A 16,453-nucleotide genomic window follows, 5' to 3' on the forward strand; every position below is an offset into this window, starting at 1 on the left:
GAAACTATATTCCTACTTGATTGTTGACTAAGTTATGATAATATTTTTTACGGTTCAAAAGTTCCTGATGAGTTCCGCTTTCTACAAATTCGCCGTTGTGAAGCACCAGAATCTGGTCTGCATTTTTGATGGTACTCAGGCGGTGCGCAATGATAACCACTGTGCGGCCTTTGAAAAACTCAAAAAGATTCTCCATGATTTCTTTTTCATTTCGGGAATCGAGTGCGCTTGTGGCCTCATCCAGAAGAAAAATATCAGGATTTCTATAGATAGAGCGGGCAATCAAAATACGCTGCTTCTGCCCTGTGCTTAAGTTTATTCCGTCGTTTCCCACCAAAGTATCAAGACCCCGAGGATACTTCTGTACAAATTTCTGCAAATTTGCAACTTTTACGGCATAAGTCAGCAGATTTTCATCAATATTATCAGTTTTGAGCGTGATATTTTTACGGATGGTTTCGGAGAAAATAAAGCCTTCCTGCATCACAGTTCCTGTGGTTTCCCGCCACTCTGAAAGTGGAATCTCTGAGAGATTCTGTTTGCCAAAGATGACTGATCCGCTGTCCGGCTCATAAAACCTCAGCAAAAGTTTGAATAAAGTGGTTTTTCCACTGCCACTTTCGCCGACGATAGCCGTTATTTTACCTTTCGGAATGGTTACATTTAAATTTTTTAAAATCTGAAAATCGCCAAATCCGAAATCTACATTTTCGAGAATAATATCTTCATTGCTCAGCGTTTTTGGGGTTTGTTCAATCGTATCTTCAACAGGTTTGGTGTGCACTTCGGCAATTCTTTCAAGACTTAACTTGGCATCCTGCGTTATCTGAATTACATAAAGAAGCTGGTCGAAAGGTGAATTCATCTGCCCAACGATAAAACTGATGGCCAGCATCATTCCGAGCGTAAGATCACCATCGATCACGGCATAGGCAGAAAATCCGGTGATGAGAATATTTTTGAGCTGAGAAATGAAACCAGATCCGATCATCTGATATTGTGAAAGTTTCAGCGCTTTTTTGTTGCGTTCAAAGAGTTCCTGCTGAATATTTTCCCATTTTGCCTGCTGAAAGTTTTCAGACTGATTGATTTTAATTTCAGCCATTCCCAAAACCATTTCATTCAAAATATTCTGATTCTGACTGTTGAGAATAAATTCTTTCTGGTCTAAAACTTTTCTTTTATTTAAAAATATAAAAATCCAGACAACAGAAAGAAAACTGAATGTGAAAAACAGAATCAGAATAATGAGATTGTAAGTTCCCAAAACCACTGAAAAAACCAAAAGATTGATAAAAGAAAAAAGAATCGCCAAAGTATTGGTAGAAAGAAACGAGCTGATTCTCTGATGATCGAGAATACGCTGCTGAATGTCTCCCACTCTTTTAGACTCAAAATAAGCCACCGGAAGACGGATCAGTTTGGTAATAAAATCGCTGATGAGCCTGATATTGACTTTTGTGTTTACTTTCAGCATAATCCAGCTTCTGACGAGATCCATAAAGCTGTTTCCGAGGAAAAGCACAATCTGGGCACCCACAATCATGAGTACAAGATTTTTATCTTTAAATTTAATTGCTTCATCAACAAGATTCTGCGTCAGAAAAGGAAATACAAGCGTTATCACACTGGTAACCAGCAAAGTTAATAACAGAAAAAAGAGGGCTTTGCGGTGAGGCTTGAGGTATTTAAACAGAAAACTAAACCCGTTGACCGAACGGTCTTCTTCTTTCTGAAAAAAAGCTTCTGAAGTTTCAAAAAGAAGTGCCTTTCCTTTACCATTTTCCTGAAGCCAGTGTTTTTTAAATTCTTTCTCCGTAAGCTCTGTTTTGCCATATTCGGGGTTGGCAACGGTAATTTTCCCTGAAGATTCCTGAGGCACCAGCACTACGAAATGACTGTTTTCCCAATGAAGGATACAGGGTTTCGGAGCTTCTGACATTAATTTTTCGAAAGTGATCTCCACAGCCAGAGTTTCCAGATGCAGTTCCGCCGACGCGGCCATGAGATCGTGAAAACTAACGCCCGTTCTCGACTGAAATGTAATCAGCCGGAGGTATTCGGGAGAAAAATTTTTACCGAAATATTTGGTTATTATCCTAAGACAGGTCGGGCCGCAGTCCATCGAATCGAGCTGTCTGTAAAAGGTAATTTTTGCCACTTTTTTAGATTAAAACCGCGTTGTTCCTGCGCTGGGATTTGTCACACAGCAGATCAGCTATACTTTTTGAGATAAGATTTCCTTCCGTTAAATTATCAAGCCAGAAAAACTCACCGGCTGCATTAATTTCGATAAAATAATATTCATCGTCGGGAGAAACAATAATATCGATGGCGCCGTAATCGACGTTGTAAACATCGAGAAGTGTGTTGATTTTGGTTTCGATATCAGGCGGCAGGTCGGCAGGCACCCATTTCTGTAAAAGATTGAGACCATCTTTCCGCCAGTCTACTTTAGCATCTTCAGACTGCTGAGAATCGATTTCAAAAGTGTAAATATCTTTCCCCACAACTGTTACTCGCAGCTCTTTTTTCTTCTCTATTTTCTTTTGAAACTGCATCGGGCAGTAAATCAACCCATCCAGTTCATCCAAATTATCTTCATTAACAAGATTGGTAAAAACCACGTTTTCCACACCATCTTCGTAGATGGCAAAACCCGTCTGCATCTTGGTAATAACTTCGCCGTTTTCTGCTATGAAAGCTCTTGCCTCATCAGGATTATTGGTAATGCAGGTCCCGGGAATTTTAAAACCTATTTTTGAAGCAATCTTCAGCTGCTCTTCCTTGCTGTCTAATCTTCTGTAAACGCTTGGTTTCCCGAGAGAATAACAGTCTAAAGATTCTAAAAATCCGAAAAGTGTATTTCTGATTTCGCCCATCGCTGCGCCGAAGAATTTTGTTTCCAGCTCATCTCTCAGGCCATTTCCAATATTGTAGGCCCGGCGGTACCAAACTGTTGCGATATCATCCAAACGGAATTTACCGTTGGCATTTTCAAGATACGTTTCCCAGCTTCCATTCTGGTAGATTGTGCTAAGTCTGTTGTTTAAAGGATAAAGATTCACATCGAAACGGATCACTTCAAATCCGTTGGCCTCAATATATTCGGTGACTTTATCAATTGAAAAATTATCTTCTGTGTGAGTTATAATTAAAATTTTATTCTTCATGGTCTTCTATTCTTTTTAAAAGATGGTCAGCAATTGTTTCAGCAATCGGAAATCCCAGCTCTTTCTGCAGCATTCCCCATTCTCCCTGCGGATTGACTTCCAGAAAATAATAAAGTCCGTCTGAACTTTTTATCATATCTATGGCGCCAAAATACAATCCCATTTCTTTCATCATCAAAGTCAGTTTCATTTGAATTTCATTGGGAAGCTCATAGACAGACCATAAATAATCGTTCTGAGTGATGCGCCAGTCTGTATTTTCACTGTTGTTGATTTTCCCTGCAAAAAACTCACCATCAATATACACAATTCTGAGTTCATACTCTTTTTCAATATATGGCTGAAAAATCATCGGACTGTAAGCGATATCTGAAAGACTTTCAATATTGGAACCGTCGACAGTCATCGTAGAAACCATATTTTCACCAGTCATATTTTTAGACAAAACTCCGTGCAGCTTTGCAATGCCTTTACCTCCGCATTTTTCATTTAAAAACTTCCTGACTTCAGCTTCATCGTTCGAGAAGATCGTTTCCGGAATCTTTAATCCATTTTTTTCTGCTATTTTCAACTGAAGCATTTTGTGAAGATCAATTTTTTTTTCGTTTTCAAAAGGATTGATCCACGGTAAATGTTCGAGAAGAGTAAAAATGTTTGATTTTAAAGTTTCATATTCATTGATAAAAATATGGTGAAAATTTTCATCCAGATCTTCCGGAGCACTTACTTTCCACGATTTCCTGTGCCAGACAGCTTTGATGTCTTTAGAGTGGACGGTATTTCCCAATGAGTCAGTGATAACGAAAGTTTTCGGACCTGTGCTGATTTTCTGACTGTGATTGAGCTGGTCAGAATTTAATCTGTAATAAGGAATATTTTTCGACGACAGATAATCAAAAAACAGGTCAACGGTATAAAAATCCTGAGAGTGTGTAATGCAGAGAATCATAGTTGCTGTATTAAAAAGAGGAAACTTAAAGCTAAGTTTCCTCGAATATCAATTTGTCAATATGAATAATATTAAACGGTTTATACCGTAGATTCGTCACCGTCTGAAGGATACTTCATTGTCTGCTGCGAATCGTAAGCAGGTTTAGTGATGCCATCGCGCAGAGGACTTGTTGCACCTACACTGCTGCTTCCACCTTTTACCTCCTTCGAATCTTTAATCTGATTTTCTAAAAATGAAGCAAAGAACGGTTTTTTTAACTTTTTCTTTTCCATAACACATTTTTTTTATTGATTTGATAAGACTAAGGTACAAAAAATTTGCATCGAAAAAGAAAATACATACAGTTTATGAAAATTTTAACCTAATTTTAAGAAAGGTAGAAATCTTTAAATTCCTAAAAATTCTTTGACCACCTTGCTGAATTCCAATGGATTATCTGCCTGAACCCAATGCGCTGCGTTTTTAATTTTCACAAATTGGGCTTTTGGAAACTGTTGTTTGGTTGAAAATTCATCCTGCGGTAGGATGTAATTTGATTTTTCACCCGCGATAAATAAAGCCTCACCATCAAAAACGCCAAATTTAATAGCGTTGGAGACAAACTGGTTGTATTTTTCTGCCAAAGTTTTCAGATTAAATCTCCAATTGAGTTTTTTTGAATCGCCATTTTCTTCCCAGTACAGATTTTTAGCTAAAAACTGAATCGTAGATTTTTCCGGAATGTATTGGCTTAAAACATTTTCCACCTCACCTCTTGATTTAACCTCATCGAAATTTACCGTTTCCAAAGCTTTAATAATCCCCTGATGATGCGGGGGATATGCTTTTGGGGTAATATCTACAACAATCAGTTTTTCGACTTTTTCAGGATATTTTATGGCAAACTGCATCACGGCTTTTCCGCCCAAAGAGTGACCTAAAACGTGGGCTTTTTCAATTCCGAAATGATTCATGTAGTTGGCGATATCATCGGCCAGATCATCATGAGACATATTTTCGGAATGAAAACTTCTGCCGTGATTTCTTAAATCAATAAGATGAACGGGCAAAATTTCGCCCAGTTCTTTCCCGAAACTTCCCCAATTATCGAGCATTCCAAATAAACCGTGGAATACTAAAAGCGGTGTTAACGAAAGGTTTTCGCCGAATATTTTTGAATGTAAGATTTCCATTTTTTTTATTTTTGGTTGGATGATTGATGTCTGATATTGGATGGTTAAGTTGCATTAACATCTATCTTCCAACATCCCACATCCCACAAATTACCATTTCGCCAATCTCTTCAAATAAGCCTGAACTGTATTTTCCATGCCCATGTACAAAGCTTCGGAAACCAAAGCATGACCGATGGAGACTTCCAGAAGATTAGGAATATTTTCTGCGAAATATTTTAAATTCTCTAAACTCAAATCGTGACCCGCGTTAATTCCCAATCCGAATTTCTCAGCTTCAACGGCTGTTTCTATATACGGTTTAATGGCTTCCTCCTTATTTTTTGAATAATTTGATGCGTAAGCTTCGGTATACAGCTCAATTCTGTCTGCGCCTGTTTCTGCGGCAAATTTCACCATTTCAGGATTTGGATCTAAGAAAACAGATGTTCTGACACCAGCATTTTTAAATTCTGCAATAACAGCTTTCAGGAAATCCATATTTTTTTCACAGTCCCAACCTGCATTTGATGTAATTGCATCGTCTGCATCCGGTACCAGAGTTACCTGCTCAGGTTTTACCTCCAAAACCATATCGATAAAATCTCTGTGCGGATTTCCTTCAATATTGAATTCGGTATGAACAATCGGTTTTAAATCGTACACATCTTTTCTTGTGATGTGTCTTTCGTCTGGTCTTGGATGAATGGTAATCCCATGAGCACCAAATTCCTGAATTTTAATTGCAGCTTCAGTTACGCTTGGAGTTTCGCCACCTCTTGCGTTTCTTAAAGTGGCAATTTTATTAATGTTTACGCTTAGTTTTGTCATGATTTTGATTAAGTAAGAGGCTGAGATTACATTTATTTAAATTAAAATATCAAATTCTCGTCAATTAAAGTGCAAAAATAAAAAAACCACTCGAAAGTGGCTTCATAAAAGTTATTTAACTTCCAGTGATTAAAATCCTCACCAACGAGGCAACACAACCGACTGCAAAACCAATTAAGGCAAAATTGCAGGCAGACTTAGCAGCTACAGGTTCATTTTCTTTTTTAACAAAATAAAGTATTGCTCCTGCTAAAGGAATACAAAACGATAATACTTTTAAGCCAACATGCAAATCTTCATTAGATTTTTGTGGCAAATTTTGGTTAAATTCTGACATAGTTTATATTTTATAATAATGATTGTATAAATTTATAAGAATGAAAAATAATTCTATCGCTGAAACCAAGCATTCCTATTCCAGCTATCAAACCTGTAGAAAAACGTAAAAAATTATTACTTTCTCTATTGAGATAAGCCTGCGTAAGACCATCGATTAATGTAGGACAAATAAGAAGTATGCTTAAGATAATTCCTATCTGATGAAACCACAGCAAGGGAATCATTATTGAAAACCCCAAATAAATCCCTGTACATCTTGCACAAACAGGAAACTGCTTCTTTTTATAAAAAAAAGATCGCGAAGGCATTCTGTGACAATCTACCCATTCAATTTTTGGCATACAGCTAAAGTACTTAAAAATATTTATTTCGGCAATCCAATCTGCATAATCTGAAGATCAAATTCTTTTGAAGCAACCAAGAGGTGGTCAAAAATATCAGCCTGGATTTGCTCAAACTTTTCCCATTTCGAGTCGTTAGCAAAGCAATAAACCTCCATTGGAAGCCCCTGCGTTGTGATTTCTAACTGGCGAACCATAATCTGGCTTTCTTTATCAATTTCAGGATCATTTTCAAGATACTTCTGAGCGTAATATCTGAATACTCCAATATTGGTCAGTTGCCTTCCGTTGATGATTTTGTCTTTATGATCTATTGATTGTTTTTCAAGGTTGATTTCCGAAGTTTTTTTGTTTAAATAATCTGAAATAAGATTAATGTCTTTTAATTTTTCAATCTCTTCATTATTCAAAAATTTAAATGAATTAATATTAAAGAAAATCGATTTTTTAATCCTTCTGGTATTCGATTCAGACATGACCTGAAGATTTTTAATTTCCGTAGTCAACAAATCATAAGTTGGAATCGAGGAGATTGTTTTATCAAAATTAGAAATTTTAGTCGTCAACAAACTGATGTCTAAAATATTACCTTCAATATTGTATTTCGGAACTCCAATCCAATCGCCCACTTTCAGACTTTTTGAGGTAGCTACATGAATTCCGGTAATAAAACCTAATATAGTATCTCTGAAAACCAAAACCAAAACCGCTGTAATGGCACCTAAACTTCCAACAATTGTTGTTCCTTTAATACCAAAAACCACACAGATACTTACGATGGTAAAGACGAAAATACCCAGAATTTTAACTGTTTCAGAAATAGCATTGATCGCCATTACTTTGTAATAATCCTGTTTGATGGTAAAGAAATATCTAAAACCGGACAGAGACCGGTACAACATCCCCGCAAGAATAAGCACCAAACCAAGATTTACTGAACGATGAATAAAAATAGTAGTATTCTTTAACGCACCCACAAAAATAGATTCATGAAGAGATCCTATAACCGCCAATGCGATAAAATGAGCAACAGAATTGGTTATTTTAGACTGATAAACAGATTTTAAAAGAGGAAATTTACTCTCGTTTCTGAAGAATTTGAAAGTATAATTGATGATAAGCTTAAATAAAAAATCCAGTATAAAGAAAATTGCAGTCAGCAAAGCTAATTTCACAATGATATGAAAAATCCACTCCGTTCCCGACGGAGAAATTTTGCTTATGTAAATATAAAGCTGCTCGCTAAGTTCCTGAAAAAAACTTTTGGTGTCTTTTATTTCATCTTTCATCGCCTACAAATTTAAGGAATTAAAAAAAACTTTCAAGCCTCAATAATAAAGGAAAAATCAACAACAGTCACCTATTTTAATTAAAAATACCATAAAAAAATCAAATAATTTATAAATTATTGATAATAAATATTTAATTTAGTCGAAATAATCCACAAAACTACATCCTATGAAAAAATTCAACTTATTATTCATTTTAATCCTTATTTTATCGCTTGGCTCCTGCAGATCAGATTCTGAAACAGCTGAAAATCCAACAGCAATCTCTGTGCAAAACGGAAAGGTGAAAGGTAAAATCACATCACAAAACGGAACAAAATCTATTGGTGGTGCTTCTGTTTTTACTTTTGACGAAAAGTATAAAATTTATCACACCACATCAGATTCAGATGGAAACTTTACTTTAGAAGCTCCTGAAGGAAATCACACGATTTACATCCAGACCGGAAACGGAAGCAATTTCCGAACGCAGGCAACGGCAAATATCAAAGCCAATGAAACAGTAAATCTTGAACTGACACAAACCAAACTGACGCAGGTTGCAAAAATTGCTTATGTAAAAGGAACTTACGATAAAATCGAAGACATCATCCAGACTTTAGGCTACACTGCGACGGAGATTACCAATACAGATCTGGCCAATTTGAATACGCTTGCTCAGTACGACATCGTATTTCTGAATTGCGGATCGAGAAAATTCTCACAGTTCGCCAATCTTTATCCCGTAATAGAAAACAACCTTGCTGTTTTCGTTGCGAATGGCGGAAGTATTTATGCTTCAGACTGGGACGTTGCCTATCTGGTAGGAGGAAACGACAATACCAACAACTGCAATCTTGCCGGAGGTTTCATCCCTGATTCTAAATTATGCTCTAAAAACATCGGTTCCTCGGGAATTGTTCCGGGTACAGTGAGCAACGCGCCTCTTGCAACAGCTTTAGGGTTTAACACACTAAATCTTGATTTTGATTTGGGAGCATGGCAGAAAATCACCAGTTATGACCCAGCTTATTGGGAAGTTTTGGTGAAAGAAACTGCTACAAATGACCCATTGATGATCAGAACCAACCAATTCACAGACAATACTTTACCTAATATTCCGATTGGAAATGCTCCAACTTTAAACTTTGTAACGGTTTGCATCACGCTTTCCAATAATGTTCAAATCAGTGTTTCTGTTCCACAAGTTGCTGTGCCTGCTTTATTAGCTTTAGGTGCAACTTTAGGTTCTTGTTCTGGTGCAGGAAATAGCGGATATATTTACTACACCGCTTTCCATAATCATGCTTCAGGAAACATTGGGAACGCTGCAGGAATTCTTCAGTACGTGATTTTAAATCTTTAAAAATTCGGCTTAGAAATTGATACACAAAAGTGGCCTGAAAAGGTCACTTTTTTTATTAAAATTTAAATTATGGAATACTCTCTCATCGTTTTAATCAGTATTGTTCTATTGATTTTAGGAATTATAGGAACAATTCTTCCCGTTTTGCCGGGACTTGTTTTAAGTCTTGCAGGATTGTTAATTTATAAATTCGGGACAGATTCAGATCTGTCGATGATTTATGTTTGGGCATTTGCTGTTTTAACTTTAGCCTCGGTGATTCTGAGTTATGCCATACCTGCCAAAACCACAAAAAAATATGGAGGAACACGCTGGGGAAGCATCGGGTCGGTGATTGGAACCATTGTAGGAATGTTTATCCCGATTCCACTCGGATTTTTGGTGGGAATGTTTGCCGGAGTTTTTATTGGTGAACTTTTACACGACAGCAAAGACATGACAAAAGCCTGGAAATCTACCAAAGGAGCTTTCGTAGGATTTCTATACGGAACCGGATTTAGCTTTGTAGTTGGTGTGGCAATGTTTTTAGTTGTAGTTTTGGATCTTACAAATGTTATTTAAAAAATGTATTACAAAGCAATTATTCTGAGTCTTGGATTTTTAAGTTTAATCAACTGTAAATCTCAAAAAATAAAAAACGACGACATTAAAGTTCAGGCCGCTGAAAATGGTGATGTGAAAACAAATACCAAAGAAGGTGAAATCATCTATTTTAAAGAAGGCGAAAACAAATTTCTGAAAGAGTATCAAATGAATGTAACCTTCAAAGGCATTTCTGAAGACAGCCGCTGTCCGATAGATGTGCAATGCATCTGGAGCGGTGTTGCCGTTGCACAGGTTGAAGTGATGGCAACTACTTCAAGACCCGTGACCTTGCAAATTTCAAGCATCGAAAATAAAGGAAGAAACTATCACAAATCAGCTGATTTTAATGGTTATACAATCTCTCTTGCAGATGTAAATCCATATCCTGAGTCATCTAACTCAAAGTCGATGAAAGGAAATTATAAAATCGGAATTATCATTAAAAAAGCCGGAGAAACTACTACCACGAGATAGGTTTTTTACCTTTTGATACCAAATATTCATTGATTTTTGAGAAAGGTTTGCTTCCATAAAATCCTCTGTAAACAGAAAATGGTGAAGGATGTGCAGACTTGATAATAAAATGTTTAGCCGGATTGATTAATTCGGCTTTTTTCTGTGCAAAAGCACCCCACAAAACGAAAACAACATTCTCTTTTTTATCTGAAATTTCTTTAATGATATAATTTGTAAACGTTTCCCAACCCAAATCTTTGTGAGAATTTGGAGAATGCGCACGAACGGTCAACGTTGCATTGAGCATTAAAACACCCTGTTTCCCCCAGTCATCAAGCTCTTTTGAAGTTCGGTCGATTCCCAAGTCATCTTTTAATTCCGTGAAAATATTTTTAAGCGAAGGCGGAGCAGCAACCTGTTCGGAAACCGAAAAACACAATCCATTAGCCTGAAAATCATTATGATAAGGATCCTGACCGAGAATTACCACTTCAATATCATCAAAAGGCGTGATTTCCAATGCTCTGAAAATCTGTTTTTTGGGTGGGAAAACTTTTGTGGCGGCGTATTCCTGTTTTACTTTTTCCCAAAGCTGTTCAAAGTAAGGGGTGTTTTTTATTGGTGCTAAGATTTCGGTCCAGGTCATATTTGATTTGATATTTGAAGTTTGAGATTTGAGATTTGAGATTACGGGAGTTATCACTTTTTTGAAGTTGCAATTCAAATACCATCATTGTTTGATACTGAACACCAAATTATCCGGAAAACCTTCGTCTTCTCTCCCATACTCCAAAACAAATCCGGTTTTTAAGAGCAGACCTTTAGAATTTTCATTAAATGTATTGGTCATTGCAACGATTTCCTGTAAATGTACATCTGTAAAACCAAAATCTACAACCACTTTCAACGCTTCTGACATCAATCCCTGATGATGAAACTCCGGCAACAGTTCATAGCCAACCTCTGCTTTTTTTCTGTCTTCGGTAAAATTATAAAGACAAATTGTTCCGATTAAATTCTGTTGATTTTTAAGCGAAATTCCAAAATAAAAAGATTCATTATTCATCGTTCGTTCTTTGATCATCAGAATAAACTGCAATGCATCGTAATTGTTTTTGGGTGCATTTCTAATTACATATTTGTTGGTAATTTCATTGCTGCGGATCTTTAAAATATCTTCAACATGATTTTCGCTGAGGGGTTTTAGATGAAGTCTTTCGGTTTCCAGTTTCATATTTCAAATGTAATAAAAACTAATCATGTGTAAGAAGTTTTATATACTAACAAATATGAAATAAAACGCTCTTACTTTTCATTTATTCATCCAAAAAATCAACCGTACGATTTGTCATCCCGTAGGGATCTAAACCCGAATCTCTCCAATGCATTCTTTAATATTAAGTTGGGTTCCCTACGGGATGACAAACTTTGTGGCAAATCTGAGATAAAAATTTCTGTATTAAATTTCCTGAATTTTTAATATTAAATTAACTCTTAAAAAAACACATTTTCAAATTCTCAAATTAAACACATTTTCAAATTAAATTCTCATTTCCAAATTAATTATCTTTGCATTGTGTATATAAATAAAGAAGATTTAGACGAACTGGAGTTTCCGCAGTTGCTCGCGGAGATTGCTCCTTTTGCATATTCCCATAAAACGAGAGAAAAAATCCTTGAACTTCGTCCGATGAAGATTGACGAAGCTGAAATTTCGTTAAAAAAGACCTCAGAATATCTTTCAAGTTTTGAAAGTTCGAATGCAATTCCGTTTGATGAATACGAAGATATTGAGAACGAACTCAAACTGATGCTGATCGAAAATTACAGGTTGGAAAACGTTGCTTTCATTAAAATAAAAACGCTGACCGAACAGATCGGAAAACTGCAGAAGTTCTTCCCGACCATGCCTGAAACTTTCCCGAATTTAATTGAGGATGTTTCTGCTTTGGAGTTTAAAAAAGAAATCATTGATAAAATTGATAAAGTTTTCAACCGTTTTGGCGAAGTAAAAAGTGAAGCTTCACCGATTTTAAAAGTGTTGAGAACGGAAATTCAGCACGCTAAAAAAGCGATTACGGAAAATTTCAACAGAGCTTTATTCAATTATAACCAAAGTGAATTTCTGGATGATATCAAAGAGACCATCATAGATGACATGAGAGTTTTGGCTGTGAAATCTGCGTACAAAAAAAGAGTTGTCGGTAGAGTTTTAGGCCTTTCAAAAACAGGTTCTATCACTTACATGCAGCCGGATTCTGTGGTGAAGCATTATTTTAAACTTAAAGAAAGCGAAGAAGAAGAGAAAAAGGAAATCGATAAAATCCTGAGAAAACTTACTGCGGAACTGGCAGAATTTCAGCCTCAGCTTTGGCGATATCAGATGTATATTTTTGACCTTGACCTCACGAGAGCCAAATCGAAGTTTGCCGAGCTGATCAACGGAGTTTTACCGAAAATAAACCGTCACAAGACTTTAAAACTCAAAGATGCTTTCCATCCTTTGTTGTTTTTGAGAAATAAGATTGAAAATAAAACCATTTACCCTCAAACTTTAGCGTTAACCGAGCACAACAGAATCATCTGTATTTCGGGGCCGAATGCCGGTGGAAAATCAATTACTTTAAAAACGGTTGGATTGCTTCAACTGATGATTCAGAGCGGGATTCTGGTTCCTACGCATCCGAAATCTGAAATGTTTTTCTTTGATAAAATCATGACCGATATCGGCGATAATCAATCCATTGAAAACCATCTTTCTACCTACTCTTCGAGACTGAAGAAAATGGGCGGAATCATCCGTGAAGCCGATGGAGAAACACTTTTACTGATTGACGAATTTGGTACAGGCTCAGATCCTGAATTGGGTGGTGCTTTGGCGGAAAGTTTCCTTGAATTTTTCTATGACAAAAAGAGTTTCGCCATTATCACAACGCATTACACCAACATCAAACTGGTTGTAGAACAGCTTCCGAATGCTCAGAATGCCGCGATGCTTTTTAATGAAGAAACTTTGGAGCCAATGTACAAACTGGAAGTGGGATCTGCAGGAAGTTCGTTCACCTTTGAGGTTGCGGAAAAAAACAAAATTCCGAGGTTTATCATTCATTCTGCGAAGAAAAAAGTGGAACATGATATTGTTAATTTAGATAAAACCATCGTCAAGCTTCAGCAGGAAAAATATGAAGTTGAAAAACTGAAAACCGACCTTGCCGAAAGAAAAGAATCGGTGGAAGACAAGCGTGATAATCTTCAGAAACTGAATGAACAACTGCAGCAGAAACTCTTTAATTTCCAGAAATTATATGAGGATGAGCACCGTAAACTTCAGTTTGGAAGCAAGATTGAAGCTTTTATCGACAGTTATGTAAAAGGCAGATCGAGGAAAGATGTCGTTAAAGATTTTGTGAAGATTCTGGAGCAGGAAAAATTCAGAAAAATTGGTGCTGATAAGGATGAAACCAAGAGACTTCAGGTTGTGAAAAGAAAAATCACGCAGCAGCTGAAGAAAGAAGATGTCATCGAAAAAATCACAGAAACTAACGAAAAAATAGAGGAAAAACGCAAATCTGATCGCGAACTGTGGATGAAAATCGGACAGCGCGTGAGAATAACGGGAAGTACGAGCGTGGGAACGATTGAGAAAATTTCGAGGAATAAAGTTACCGTGAATTACGGAACTTTCAAGACTTTGATTAATGCGGATGAGCTGGAAAGGATTTAATATAAATGACGGTAAAAACGCATATCAGTTTTAATGATTTTCTGAATTTTAATATTAAAAATTCGTTGCCGAGAATTATTATTTTTTCTTTGGTTTTACTTCTGTTTTTTGGATTAAATTTTTATAATTCTGAAAATGGTTCAAATGAAATCTATAAATATATTCTGATCTGGTTTCCTGCGATTGTAATTTTCATTTTTATCCGTTCCTATCTGAGTCTGAAAAACGCATTTTACTCAAATCTGAAAATTCAGGAAGAAATTATCTATACTTTCACTGATGAAAAAGTTTATACCAAAGGAGAAACTTTCGAAAGTGATTTTGCGTGGAATACGGTTTACAAGATCAAAGAAAACAGAGATTGGTTTCTGATTTATCAAAGTAAAACGGTTATGAATATGATTCCGAAAAAATATTTTTCCGTAAATGAAGTTTCGGAAGTGAGAAAATTAATTAAAAACAGTTGCGTGAAGGCAAAGCTTTTGAATAATTAAAATTAAAAGAGAGCAACTTTAAATTGCTCTCTTTTTGCCTTATTTCTTTATAAATTTCTGTGTTATATTTTTAATTTCAATGAAATAAATTCCCTTTGCCAAATCATGTACATCTACGAATGATTGCGATGTCTTTCCCGTCTTTACTATTTGTCCGGTAACTGAATAAATTTCATATTTTTCATCAGAAAAAAGATCCGAAATAAAGAGTTTTTCAGTTGTGGGATTGGGGTAAATATTAAATTTTTCATACTCTGTTTCATCGGTTGACAAAACTTCGGGGGCAACTTTAACTACCCAAATGTCGGAATAAGTAGGATTTCCATAATGAAAAGAAACATCACCATTATTAGAAAAAGAACGGCCATTCATAATAAATCCACCATCAGTTGTTTGGCTCATAGATTGTCCATAATCGAGTAACCTGCCACCCATGGATTTTTGCCATATAATATTTCCTACATTGTTTATTCTTACAATCCAAAAATTTCCCGATCCACCTGAATTCCCAACTGTATCGCCATCTGTGGACGAAGAGTATCCTGCAAATGTATACCCACCATTTGGCATCTCTTTAATAGAATACGCACCATCACCACCGGTACCACCTAGCGATTTTTGCCACTGAATAATTCCGTTTACATTTAGCTTGACGATCCAGGCGTCATAAGATATCGCCGAGCCATGATGTCCCGATACGTCACCATCATTTGACTGACTTGAACCAGCAAATATATATCCGCCATCGTTTGTTTGAATTATAGACTGTGGAATATCATTACCGCTCCCACCATATGATTTTTGCCATTGAATAACTCCATTACTACCTAATTTTACAATCCAGGTATCGTTACCCCCGTAATGAGAAGTTACATCGCCACTTATCGCATCTGTCACCCCGGCTACAATATATCCACCGTCAATCGTTTGTCGTATGGAAGAAGAATAATCATAACCTGAAATATTCCCCAAGGTTTTATCCCACTGAATTATACCCGTACTATCAATTTTTACAATCCAATAATTTGAATAATTAACAGGTGGCACTGTAATATCACCATTATTAGACATTGTTGAACCGCCAATAATATATCCACCATCTGCAGTTTGCATTATTGAAGATCCAATATCGACGCTTGAACCACCAATTGATTTCTGCCATTCAATATTTCCAGTATCACTCAATTTCACAATCCAAATATCACTGTAAGTTCCTACCGTTCCATGATGATTTGTTATATCACCATCTACAGAACTAGATTCTCCTACTACAACATATCCACCATCTGCAGTTTGCTGAACTGCATGAGGCATATCATATCCACTACCACCTAACGACTTCTGCCATTGAATGTTACCTGCAACATCTAATTTTACAACCCAATAATCTCCATCACCATGATTTCCGGTAACATCACCATTTATTGATGGTGAATAACTTGCAAGAATTGATCCACCGTCTGTTGTAGCCCATACAGCCTGACCTTGATCCCAATCTGTTCCTCCTAATGTTTTTTGCCATTGGATAGGAGGTGCTATTTGAGCTTTTGTAAGAAAGCCTGACAATACAATTATAATCGAAAATAATTTTTTCATATAAAAAATCAGTTTTTTTTCAATGAGAACTTAATAGATAAATTTAACAGCAAAAATAAGATATTTTGTTTCCTTCGTACATGTGTTTGATCAATAAATCATATGTCATTGACAAATTAATTATAGATTAAAAAATATTAATTGAAAATGATGACATACATAATTTTAATGTATTAA

17 protein-coding genes are annotated in these 16,453 nt (G+C 36.1%); 5 read left to right on the top strand and 12 right to left on the bottom strand.

The features are described 5' to 3' along the window. Nucleotides 1–4: 4 nt before the first annotated feature. From AC2A1G_RS10990 to AC2A1G_RS11030, 9 genes are all read right to left on the bottom strand, one after another. Nucleotides 5–2,161 (bottom strand): peptidase domain-containing ABC transporter, encoded by a 2,157-nt coding sequence (locus AC2A1G_RS10990; RefSeq protein WP_484046962.1) that lies wholly within the window; start codon nucleotides 2,159–2,161, stop codon nucleotides 5–7. Between the two features lie 4 nt (nucleotides 2,162–2,165). Beyond that, a complete protein-coding gene (locus AC2A1G_RS10995) occupies nucleotides 2,166–3,173 on the bottom strand; it encodes an MvdC/MvdD family ATP grasp protein (RefSeq protein WP_484046963.1) in 1,008 nt (335 codons plus the stop codon). After that, nucleotides 3,163–4,122 carry an MvdC/MvdD family ATP grasp protein gene (locus tag AC2A1G_RS11000; RefSeq protein ID WP_484046964.1) on the bottom strand — a complete coding sequence of 320 codons (960 nt, stop codon included), beginning with the start codon at nucleotides 4,120–4,122 and terminating at the stop codon, nucleotides 3,163–3,165. Before AC2A1G_RS11000 ends, AC2A1G_RS10995 begins: the two co-directional genes overlap by 11 nt. An 80-nt stretch (nucleotides 4,123–4,202) precedes the next feature. Then, a complete protein-coding gene (locus tag AC2A1G_RS11005; RefSeq protein ID WP_484046965.1) occupies nucleotides 4,203–4,397 on the bottom strand; it encodes a microviridin/marinostatin family tricyclic proteinase inhibitor in 195 nt (64 codons plus the stop codon). Nucleotides 4,398–4,511: 114 nt separating this feature from the next. Beyond that, nucleotides 4,512–5,297 carry an alpha/beta fold hydrolase gene (locus AC2A1G_RS11010; protein ID WP_484046966.1) on the bottom strand — a complete coding sequence of 262 codons (786 nt, stop codon included), beginning with the start codon at nucleotides 5,295–5,297 and terminating at the stop codon, nucleotides 4,512–4,514. 90 nt (nucleotides 5,298–5,387) lie between these two features. After that, nucleotides 5,388–6,107, bottom strand: coding sequence for a pyridoxine 5'-phosphate synthase (locus AC2A1G_RS11015; RefSeq protein ID WP_484046967.1), 720 nt, complete (start codon nucleotides 6,105–6,107; stop codon nucleotides 5,388–5,390). Between the two features lie 115 nt (nucleotides 6,108–6,222). Continuing rightward, the gene (locus tag AC2A1G_RS11020) at nucleotides 6,223–6,444 is read right to left on the bottom strand and encodes a hypothetical protein (protein ID WP_484046968.1); all 222 of its coding nucleotides are present in this window, start codon (nucleotides 6,442–6,444) and stop codon (nucleotides 6,223–6,225) included. Nucleotides 6,445–6,454: 10 nt separating this feature from the next. Beyond that, nucleotides 6,455–6,787 (bottom strand): DUF2085 domain-containing protein, encoded by a 333-nt coding sequence (locus AC2A1G_RS11025; protein WP_484046969.1) that lies wholly within the window; start codon nucleotides 6,785–6,787, stop codon nucleotides 6,455–6,457. Nucleotides 6,788–6,810: 23 nt separating this feature from the next. Further along, a complete protein-coding gene (locus tag AC2A1G_RS11030) occupies nucleotides 6,811–8,076 on the bottom strand; it encodes a mechanosensitive ion channel family protein (protein ID WP_484046970.1) in 1,266 nt (421 codons plus the stop codon). A 169-nt stretch (nucleotides 8,077–8,245) separates the two neighbouring features. Between AC2A1G_RS11030 and AC2A1G_RS11035 the strand changes: the two genes are divergently transcribed. The 3 genes from AC2A1G_RS11035 to AC2A1G_RS11045 all read left to right on the top strand — a co-directional run bounded on the left by AC2A1G_RS11035 (nucleotide 8,246) and on the right by AC2A1G_RS11045 (nucleotide 10,480). Further along, nucleotides 8,246–9,421: a carboxypeptidase-like regulatory domain-containing protein gene (locus tag AC2A1G_RS11035; RefSeq protein ID WP_484046971.1), complete on the top strand. Its 1,176-nt coding sequence runs from the start codon at nucleotides 8,246–8,248 to the stop codon at nucleotides 9,419–9,421. A gap of 69 nt (nucleotides 9,422–9,490) precedes the next feature. Then, complete coding sequence (locus AC2A1G_RS11040) at nucleotides 9,491–9,982, top strand: DUF456 domain-containing protein (RefSeq protein ID WP_484046972.1); 492 nt, start codon at nucleotides 9,491–9,493, stop codon at nucleotides 9,980–9,982. Between the two features lie 3 nt (nucleotides 9,983–9,985). Continuing rightward, nucleotides 9,986–10,480, top strand: coding sequence for a hypothetical protein (locus AC2A1G_RS11045; protein ID WP_484046973.1), 495 nt, complete (start codon nucleotides 9,986–9,988; stop codon nucleotides 10,478–10,480). Here the strand turns inward: AC2A1G_RS11045 and AC2A1G_RS11050 are convergent. Further along, complete coding sequence (locus tag AC2A1G_RS11050) at nucleotides 10,467–11,108, bottom strand: uracil-DNA glycosylase (protein WP_484046974.1); 642 nt, start codon at nucleotides 11,106–11,108, stop codon at nucleotides 10,467–10,469. The genes AC2A1G_RS11045 and AC2A1G_RS11050 overlap by 14 nt on opposite strands. An 84-nt stretch (nucleotides 11,109–11,192) precedes the next feature. Continuing rightward, nucleotides 11,193–11,696: a GNAT family N-acetyltransferase gene (locus tag AC2A1G_RS11055; RefSeq protein WP_484046975.1), complete on the bottom strand. Its 504-nt coding sequence runs from the start codon at nucleotides 11,694–11,696 to the stop codon at nucleotides 11,193–11,195. Between the two features lie 342 nt (nucleotides 11,697–12,038). Here AC2A1G_RS11055 and AC2A1G_RS11060 point away from each other — a divergent pair, with 342 nt between their 5' ends. Next, nucleotides 12,039–14,186, top strand: coding sequence for an endonuclease MutS2 (locus AC2A1G_RS11060; RefSeq protein ID WP_484046976.1), 2,148 nt, complete (start codon nucleotides 12,039–12,041; stop codon nucleotides 14,184–14,186). A gap of 5 nt (nucleotides 14,187–14,191) precedes the next feature. Further along, nucleotides 14,192–14,680: a YcxB family protein gene (locus AC2A1G_RS11065; RefSeq protein ID WP_484046977.1), complete on the top strand. Its 489-nt coding sequence runs from the start codon at nucleotides 14,192–14,194 to the stop codon at nucleotides 14,678–14,680. Between the two features lie 39 nt (nucleotides 14,681–14,719). Here the strand turns inward: AC2A1G_RS11065 and AC2A1G_RS11070 are convergent, their stop codons facing one another. Next, entirely contained in the window at nucleotides 14,720–16,276 is a 1,557-nt protein-coding gene (locus tag AC2A1G_RS11070) for a T9SS type A sorting domain-containing protein (RefSeq protein ID WP_484046978.1), read from the bottom strand. Nucleotides 16,277–16,453 lie beyond the last annotated feature (177 nt).

The organism is Chryseobacterium sp. HNCC26DJ240, from assembly GCF_057180485.1.